Genomic DNA, 8,406 nt, shown 5'->3' with positions numbered 1-8,406 from the left:
CGCGCTCGGACCCGGGCTCGGGCTCGGGCTCGCGCTCGGGCTCGGGCTCGGGCTCGGGCTCGGGCTCGGGCTCGGGCTCGGGCTCGATGGGAGGCACGAAAGCCCGTGACGTGTCACCTGTGCGTCATCCGTGTCAGGACCGTGACGTGTCACGCGAATCGACGAGACACATCAGATCCCGCGCGTCATGCCGGGCGCTGGTGGCCCGGGGGCGGGCCTGGCGGTCCGGTGCGCCGGTGCGCCGGTGCGCCGGTGCGCCGGTGGAACATGCGTGACGGGATCCGTGGCGGGTGTTCCACCGACCCGTGGCACGGCAGCGGCCCGGTAGCTGGTCGGAGTGACCGCACGGCTGCGGGCGAGCCCCTCGGCTCAGCGCACGCCGCCGACGAGCGCGCGCCTCCGCCAGCGGGCTCCGCCGCTCAGCGGGCCTGGCCGGTGCGGGCGCCCCGCGGGACGGTGGATCCGGACCGCGGGAACGTGCGTGCGCACCGCGGGAACGTGCGTGCGCACCGCGGGAACGTGCGTGCGCACCGCGGGAACGTGCGTGCGCACCGCGGCACCGTGCATCCGGAGCGCGCCGCCGTGCGTGCGACCGGTCAGTGGGCGCGGCCCTCGCGCAGGGCCTCGACCCAGCTGCGCGCTGACGTGAAGTCGGCGTCGAACGTCCCGGGGCGCACCTCGCCGTGGGGCGCGTCCACCCGCGGGTAGGAGCCGAGGAAGCGCACGTGGGGGCACACCCGGTGCAGGCCCATGAGGGCCTCGGTCATGCGCTCGTCCGCCACGTGCCCCTCGGCATCGATCGAGAACGAGTACCGGCCCAGCGCGTCGCCGATCGGTCGCGACTCGATCCGGGAGAGGTTCACGCCGCGGGTGGCGAACTGCTCGAGCATCTCCAGCAGCGCGCCGGCCTGGTTGCTCGGCAGGTGCACGACGAGCGTCGTCTTGTCCGCGCCCGTCCGCGCCGGCACGCTGCCGGGCCGGCCCACGACGACGAACCGCGTGACCGCACGCTCGTTGTCGGCGACGCCCTCGGCGATCGGGGTCAGGCCGTAGTGCGCCACCGCGGGCGGCGGGACGAACGCCGCGTCGAAGCCCAGGTCGTCGCGAGTCCCCGCGAGCAGCGCCGCGGGCGCCGTGTTGGACGTCGCCGGGACGTGGACCACGCCCGGCAGGTTCGCGCTCAGCCAACGCCGGCACTGGGCCCACGCGTGGGGGTGCGCCGAGACCCGGCGCACGTCCGCGAGCGTGGTGCCGGGGCGCCCCGCCAGGACGAACGCCACCGGGACGAGCATCTCGCGCAGCAGCACCAGTGGCTCGCCCACGGCCAGGGTGTCGAGCACCGCGGACACGCCGCCCTCGACGGAGTTCTCGATCGCCACGACGGCGAAGTCGGCCGCGCCGCTGCGCACGGCCTCGATCGCGGCGACGACGTCCACCTGCGGGAGGTACTCCGCGTCGTCGGGCCCGACCACCTGGCGCAGCGCCGCCTCCGTGAAGGTCCCGGCCGGGCCGAGGTACGCGTAGCGCGGCCGTCCGGTGCGGTCCTGCGTCATCGTGCGCTCCGTTCGAGATGCTGCGTCCAGCGGGCCACCTGCACCGCCGACTGAGCGTAGTGCGGCCGTAGGCTGGCGCGGTGACCCGTCCCGCCGCCGCCGTGCTCCGCGCGCTGGTCGCGGTCGCCGCAGCGGTCGGCGCGCTCGTCGGCGGTCCCGGTCCCGCCACGGCGCGCGATGCGCCCGGTGTCGTCGACGCACACGGCACCGCCGATGCGGTCGGCACCGCCGAGACAGCCGGAGCCACCCCGCTCGTCGTGATCGGCGTCGGCGGCCTGCGCTGGGACGACGTCTCCACGCTCGGCACCCCCGCCCTGTGGACGATGTCCCGCGACGCCGCCGTCGGGCTGCTCGCCGCCCGCACGGTGGCGGGCGCGGCCTGCCCCGCGGACGGCTGGCTGGCCCTGTCCGCGGGAACACGGGCCGCGGACCTGCGCGTCGAGGACGGCACCTGCCGCACCCTGCGCGAGCCGGGGAACGACGGCGTGACGCCCGGCTGGACCGACTACCTCGACGCCGCGGACCAGCAGTCCTACGACGCGCGGCCCGGCCTGCTGGGCGAGGTGCTCGCCGAGCAGGGGACCACCGCGACCGGCATCGGCCCGGGTGCCGCGATCGCCCTGGCCGACCCCGCGGGCGTGCCCGTCGGCACCCACGTGCGGCGCCCCACCACCGCGAACGAGCTCACGGCGGCGGTGCGCGGTGCCCTGGAGACCTCCGACCTCGTCGTGGTCGACGCGGGCACCGTCCGCGACCAGGGCTACGCCACGCGGCTGCGGGCCGACGGCGAGCTCGAGCCGCCACCGGAGCTCGAGCCCACCGACCCGGGCGTGGAGGACCCCGAGTCGATCATCGAGCCGACCCGCGCCCAGCAGGCCCGGGAGATCGACGCCAGGGTGGACGCCGTGCTGCGCGCCACGCGCGGCAGGGACGTCACCGTGCTGGTGGTCTCGTTGGCCGACTCCGGCCGCGCCCGGCTCCAGCTCGTCGCGATGACCGGCCCGGCGCCCGCCACCGGGACCGCAGACGGCGCCACCACGCCGACGCCCTACGACCAGGCCCTGCTCACGTCGGGCTCGACCCGCCAGCGCGCCGTCGTCCAGGCGGTCGACCTCACGCCCACCGTGCTCGCAGCGGTGGGCCTTGCCGGGGTGTCACCCGCGCTCATCGGCGCCGAGATGCTGCCGATCGCCGGCCCCGAGACCGCGACGGGCCGCCAGGCGCTGCTCACCTCGATCGCCGCGGAGGCCCTGCAGGTCACGCGCGTCAGCGGCGCGTACATGACCCGGCTGGTGCTGGCCCAGGCGCTCCTGTTCGTCGCGGCCGGGGTGCTGCTGACCCGGACCGGGCGGTCGGACCGCCCTCCGCTGCGTCCCGCGCTGCGCGGGCTGCGCGTCGCCGCCGTCGCCCTCGCCGCGGCGCCCATCTCGTCGTTCCTCACCGGCCTGGTGCCGTGGTGGCTGGCCGCGTCGCCCGCCTGGGCGTTCTGGGCTGTCCTGCTCGGCTGGGTGGCCGTGCTCACCGCCGTGGCCTTCGTCGGCCCGTGGCGTGGGCACCTGCTCGGCCCGGCCGGTGCCGTCGCCGCGGTGACGGTGCTCGTGCTGATCGGCGACATGCTCACCGGCTCGAACCTCGTCATCGACTCCCCGATGGGGGCCCACCGCCTGCTCGCCGCGCGGTTCTACGGCATGAGCAACCAGGCGTTCGCCCTGCTGACGGCCGCCGGCCTGCTGGTCGCCGCGGTCGTCGCCGACGTCCTGCTGCGCCGCGGCCGGCGCCGCCTGGCCACCGCATCCGTCGCAGCGATCGGCGTCGTCCTCGTCGTCGTCGACGGCACCCCTGGCCTGGGCAGCGACTTCGGCGGGCCGCCAGCGCTGGTCGTGTCGTTCGCGCTGCTGGCCCTCGTGGTGAGCGGCACCAGGGTCTCCTGGCACACGCTGCTGCTCATCGGCCTCGCCGCCGGCGTGGTGGTCGGCGGGTTCATGGTGCTCGACTGGCTGCGCCCGGCCGACGAGCGCACCCACCTGGGCCGGTTCCTCGCCACGGCGCTCGACGGCGGGCTGTGGGACGTCCTGTACCGCAAGGCCTCGGTCAACCTGCGCGTGCTGACCTCGTGGCGCTACCTGCTGCTGGCGTTCGGCGGCGCCGCGCTGACCGCACTGGTCATCACGGGTCCGCACCCCCGCCGCAACGGGCTGCTGGGCCGCGGCAGCCCGCTGGCCGGCCTCCAGGAGGCCGTCCCGCTGCTGCGCCCGACGGTCGCGGCGATCGGCCTGGCGCTCACCGTCGGCTTCTTCATCAACGACTCCGGGATCGTGGTGCCGGCCACCGGGATCGCGGTCGCCGTGCCGTGCCTCGTCGCGGCCGCCGCGCAGTGGCGCCTCGCCTCGCCGCACCGTCCCGGCACCCTCGTCGACGTGCCCGGCGCCCCGGCGTCAGCGGGCGCCTGACCGGGCTCAGCCCTCGCGGCGGCCGAGCCGCCGGCCGACCCCGCGCGCGATCCCGCGCATCTTGCGCGCGTTCACGGCGAGCAGCACGTCGCGGTACTGCGCCGCACGGTGCATCTGCCCGCGCAGGTCGGAGCCGGACGGGCGGTGCTTGAGGTCGCACGGCACCTCGAGCGCGACGAACCCCTTGGACACCAGGTCGATGAGCATCCCGGTCTCCACGCCCCAGCCGTGGGCCAGCGGGGTGGCGGCCTCGAACGCCTCGCGGGTCATGCAGCGCATGCCGGACAGCGGCTGCGTGGGGGTCCAGCCGGTCATCGCCGCGACCGACCGCCGCGCGAGCCCGACGACGATCCCCCGGCCCCCGGCCCCGGGCTGCGGCGGGAGCAGCGCGATGGTGAGGTCCGCGACGCCGTCGAGCACCGGTGGGATGAGCGGCGCGGTGTTGACGGCCGACTCGGCGAGGTCGCCGTCGATGAACAGGAGCAGGCGCGGGGCGCGGTCGTCGGCGTCGCGCATCGCGACGACGGCGGCGCCCGTCTCCATCGCGGAGGCCTTGCCACGGTTGACCGAGTGCCGCACGACGACGGCTCCGGCCTCCCGCGCGACGTGCTGGGTGGCGTCCTCGCTGCCGTCGTCGACCACGAGGACGAGGTCGACGTGGGGGATCGCACGCGCGGCGCGGACGGTGGCGGCGATGCGCCGGGACTCGTCCTTGGCGGGGATGACCACGGCGACGCGCTGCGGCGCCACGGGGTCCGGGGCCTGGTCACGTCCACCGGGTCTGGGCACGGGGCAACCCTATCGACCGAGGGCCACCCCGTCACCGCGAGGCGGACCGCTCAGCGCAGCGTGAGCTGACGTGCGACGAGCCCGGCACGGGCGCGCCGCTCGGACGCGTCCAGCGGACCGTCGACCGCGAGCGCAGCGTCCAGCCGGGCGGCGAGCTCGGCGAGCGGTCCCTCGACGTCGGCGGCCTCGGTGCCGGGCGCCAGGTCCCAGACGGGGACGAGCACGCCGCAGGACCGGAACGCGCCGATGAACTTGCCCAGGTCGCCCCCCGCAAGGCCGGACTCGCGCCTCGCGTGCAGCCGGGCCAGCGCGTCGAGGAACAGCTGCTCGTCGTGCCGCACGGCCCAGCGCAGGTACTCGCGCTCGCCCATCCGCGCCCAGTAGGCGGCGTCGACGGAGGTGAGCCGGACGGTCGGCACGATCGACTCGTTCATCCGGTCCAGCGAGGCGCGCACGTCGGGCGTCAGCTCTGCGCCGGCCGCGGTCCAGAAGTCGAAACCGTCGTGCACCGTGACCTCGAACGGGACGGTGAGGTCCAGCACGTCCTGCAGCCGCGGACCGGGCTCGGGCAGCGGGCTCGACGTGACCGGCTGGCCGGCCGGCAGCTCCATGGCGCGCAGCAGGACGTCGGCGAGGTCACGCGAGGCGTCCCCCGAGCCCGCGTGGTGCTGCAGGCCGAGCAGCAGGGCGCCGTCGCCGCGGTGCAGCGCGGGCCAGCCCATCGGCAGCACGGTGGCGATGACGACGTCGCGCGACCCGTGCTCGGGCGTGGTCCTGGCGGTCGCGGTGGCGGCCGGGACCACCTCGCGCATGGCGACCCAGTCGGGCTCTCCCGGCAGGCCCTCGAACGGACGCAGGACGAACGGCACGGTCGGTCGGCTCATGAGCAGGGAGACTACCCGGCGCCCGAGCGGCGAGACGACGCCCGAGGACCAGTGCACGCGCCCGCGTCCGGTGCGAGGATCGGCCCATGCACCCGCGCGCCGGAACCCTTGCCCTGCCCGAGGACCTCATCGACGTCGATGCGCTCATCGGGGCCTACTACGACCGCACCCCGGACCCCACCGACCCCGACCAGAAGGTCGCGTTCGGCACGTCGGGCCACCGCGGGTCCAGCCTCGACACCGCGTTCAACGAGGCGCACATCGTGGCGATCACGGCCGCCATCATCGAGTACCGCCGCAGCCAGGGCACCGACGGGCCGCTGTTCCTCGGCAGGGACACCCACGCGCTGTCCCTGCCCGCGTGGCAGACCGCGCTCGAGGTGCTCGCGGCGGCCGAGGTCGAGGTGCACGTCGATGCGCGCGACGGCTACACGCCGACGCCGGCGGTCTCGCACGCGATCCTGCTGCACAACGGCGCCGGCACCGCCGAGGGGGTCCGCACCACGGGCGGCCCGGGCAGCGGCCTCGCCGACGGGATCGTCGTCACCCCGTCGCACAACCCGCCGCGCGACGGCGGCTTCAAGTACAACCCGCCGCACGGCGGGCCGGCCGACTCCGACGCCACCGGCTGGATCGCCGACCGCGCCAACGAGCTGATGCGCACCGGTCTCGGCCAGGTGCGCCGGGTCAGCCTCGCCACCGCCCTCGCGGCGCCGACGACCCTGCGGCACGACTTCCTGTCCGCGTACGTCGCCGACCTGCCCAACGTGCTCGACCTCGAGCTCATCCGCACGAGCGGCGTGCGGATCGGCGCGGACCCGCTGGGTGGCGCGTCCGTGGACTACTGGGGCGAGATCGCCGAGCGGCACGGCCTCGACCTCACGGTCGTCAACCCGAGCGTCGACCCGCGCTGGTCCTTCATGACGCTGGACTGGGACGGCAAGATCCGGATGGACTGCTCCTCGCCGTCGGCGATGGCCTCGCTGGTCACCGCGATGGCCGGGCTGGACGCCGACGGCTCGAGCCCGTTCGACATCGCCACGGGCAACGACGCCGACGCCGACCGGCACGGCATCGTCACCCCCGACGCCGGCCTGATGAACCCCAACCACTACCTCGCGACGGCGATCTCCTACCTCTACGGCGGTGCGCGACCGGGCTGGCCCGCCGACGCGGCGATCGGCAAGACGCTCGTCTCCTCCTCGCTCATCGACAAGGTCGCGGCGCACCTGGGCCGCCGGCTGCTCGAGGTGCCGGTGGGCTTCAAGTGGTTCGTGCCCGGGCTGCTCGACGGCTCGGTGGGCTTCGGCGGGGAGGAGTCCGCCGGCGCGTCGTTCCTGCGGCACGACGGCAGCGTGTGGACCACGGACAAGGACGGCATCCTGCTCGCCCTGCTCGGTGCCGAGATCACCGCGCGCACGGGCTCGTCGCCGTCCCAGCTGCACGCCCAGCTCGTCGAGCGCCACGGGCGGTCCTGGTACGCGCGGATCGACGCGCCGGCCAACCGCGAGCAGAAGGCCGCGCTGGCGTCGCTGCGCCCGGAGCAGGTGACCGCGACGACGCTCGCCGGTGAGCCGATCGTCGACCGGCTCACGGCGGCCCCCGGCAACGGCGCGGGGATCGGCGGGCTCAAGGTGACGACGGCGCACGCCTGGTTCGCCGCGCGCCCGTCGGGCACCGAGGACGTCTACAAGGTCTACGCCGAGTCGTTCGTCTCCGCCGAGCACCTGGCCCAGGTGCAGGAGGCCGCGAAGGACCTCGTCTCGCAGACGATCTGAGCCGCCGGGGCCGGGCGACACGGTCCGGGCCGCGTCAGACCGCGGTCCGGACCTCCACGCCCAGCAGGGCGGTGAACTCGTCCGCCGGCACCGCGCGGGACCACAGGAAGCCCTGCGCTGCGCGGCAGCCCAGCTCGAGCAGCGCGTGCGCCTGCGCCTCGGTCTCGACGCCCTCGGCCACGACCGTGAGGCCGAGGGACTCGCTGAGCCGCAGCAGCGCCCGCACCACCGCGCGGCTGCGGGTGTCGGCGAGCATCTCCGCGACGAACCGCCGGTCGATCTTCACCATCGAGACGGGCAGGTCGATGATCCTGGTCAGCGGGCTGTAGCCGGTGCCGTAGTCGTCGGCCGCGAGCCCGACGCCCTCGACCCGCAGGCCGACGAGGTCGGCGATGAGCGCGTCGCTCACGGCGTCGAGGTGCGTCTCGGTGCACTCCAGGACGAGGCGGTGCGGCGACAGGCCCGTGCGCGCGAGCACGTCGCGCACCACGTCGACGAACCCCGGCACCTCCAGCTGGCGGGCCGAGACGTTGACGTGCACGGGCAGGGCGGCGCGTCCCGGCACCGTCGGCCAGGCCAGGGCGAGCTCGCACGAGCGCTCGAGCACCCACGTGCCGATCGCGGGCATGAGGCCGGCGCCCTCGGCCACGTCCAGCCACTCGCCGGGCAGCAGCAGTCCGCGCTCGGGGTGCCGCCACCGCACCAGGGCCTCCGCGGCGAGCACGCGCCGCGTGGCGAGGTCGACGACGGGCTGCAGGTGGACCTCGAGCTCGTCGTCGGCCATCGCCCGGCGCAGCTCGGTCTCCAGCCGCACCGCCCGCAGGGCGCGCTCGCGGTGCTCGTCGGAGAAGACCACCGCGCGCCGCTTGCCCTCGGCCTTGGCGGCGTACATGGCGGCGTCGGCGTCGCGGATCAGGTCGTCAGCGGAGGCGTCCGCCCCGCCGCACGCGAT

General features: G+C 75.7%; 6 protein-coding genes. 2 read left to right on the top strand and 4 right to left on the bottom strand.

The genetic code is table 11. The features are described 5' to 3' along the window. Positions 1 to 596: 596 nt before the first annotated feature. A complete protein-coding gene (gene pheA / locus PKY62_RS10925) occupies positions 597 to 1,553 on the bottom strand; it encodes a prephenate dehydratase (RefSeq protein WP_324536864.1) in 957 nt (318 codons plus the stop codon). Between the two features lie 80 nt (positions 1,554 to 1,633). Here pheA and PKY62_RS10920 point away from each other — a divergent pair, with 80 nt between their 5' ends. Further along, entirely contained in the window at positions 1,634 to 4,003 is a 2,370-nt protein-coding gene (locus tag PKY62_RS10920; RefSeq protein ID WP_324536862.1) for a hypothetical protein, read from the top strand. 6 nt (positions 4,004 to 4,009) lie between these two features. On the opposite strand, the gene PKY62_RS10915 is transcribed toward PKY62_RS10920, so the two are convergent. Both PKY62_RS10915 and PKY62_RS10910 read right to left on the bottom strand, forming a co-directional pair. Further along, positions 4,010 to 4,792, bottom strand: coding sequence for a glycosyltransferase family 2 protein (locus tag PKY62_RS10915; RefSeq protein WP_324536860.1), 783 nt, complete (start codon positions 4,790 to 4,792; stop codon positions 4,010 to 4,012). 50 nt (positions 4,793 to 4,842) lie between these two features. Beyond that, the gene (locus PKY62_RS10910) at positions 4,843 to 5,676 is read right to left on the bottom strand and encodes a DUF5926 family protein (RefSeq protein WP_324536858.1); all 834 of its coding nucleotides are present in this window, start codon (positions 5,674 to 5,676) and stop codon (positions 4,843 to 4,845) included. 86 nt (positions 5,677 to 5,762) lie between these two features. On the opposite strand from PKY62_RS10910, the gene pgm reads away from it, so the two are divergent. Next, on the top strand, positions 5,763 to 7,454 hold the full coding sequence (pgm, locus tag PKY62_RS10905; RefSeq protein WP_324536856.1) for a phosphoglucomutase (alpha-D-glucose-1,6-bisphosphate-dependent): 1,692 nt from the start codon (positions 5,763 to 5,765) through the stop codon (positions 7,452 to 7,454). Positions 7,455 to 7,488: 34 nt separating this feature from the next. On the opposite strand, the gene PKY62_RS10900 is transcribed toward pgm, so the two are convergent. Continuing rightward, positions 7,489 to 8,406, bottom strand: a 918-nt coding sequence (locus PKY62_RS10900) for a putative bifunctional diguanylate cyclase/phosphodiesterase (protein WP_324536854.1), incomplete at its 5' end; no start/stop codon positions are given.

Origin of the sequence: Actinotalea sp. (assembly GCF_035443605.1) — a bacterium.
Classification (GTDB): Bacteria; Actinomycetota; Actinomycetes; order Actinomycetales; family Cellulomonadaceae; genus Actinotalea.
The sequence above is the reverse complement of the archived record's forward strand: the minus strand, read 5'-3'. Positions and strand labels throughout refer to the sequence as shown.

Coding starts and splice junctions, on each gene's coding strand:
- pheA (WP_324536864.1), bottom strand. CDS start 1,553: ATGACGCAGGACCGCACCGGACGGCCGCGCTACGCGTACCTCGGCCCG.
- PKY62_RS10910 (WP_324536858.1), bottom strand. CDS start 5,676: ATGAGCCGACCGACCGTGCCGTTCGTCCTGCGTCCGTTCGAGGGCCTG.
- pgm (WP_324536856.1), top strand. CDS start 5,763: ATGCACCCGCGCGCCGGAACCCTTGCCCTGCCCGAGGACCTCATCGAC.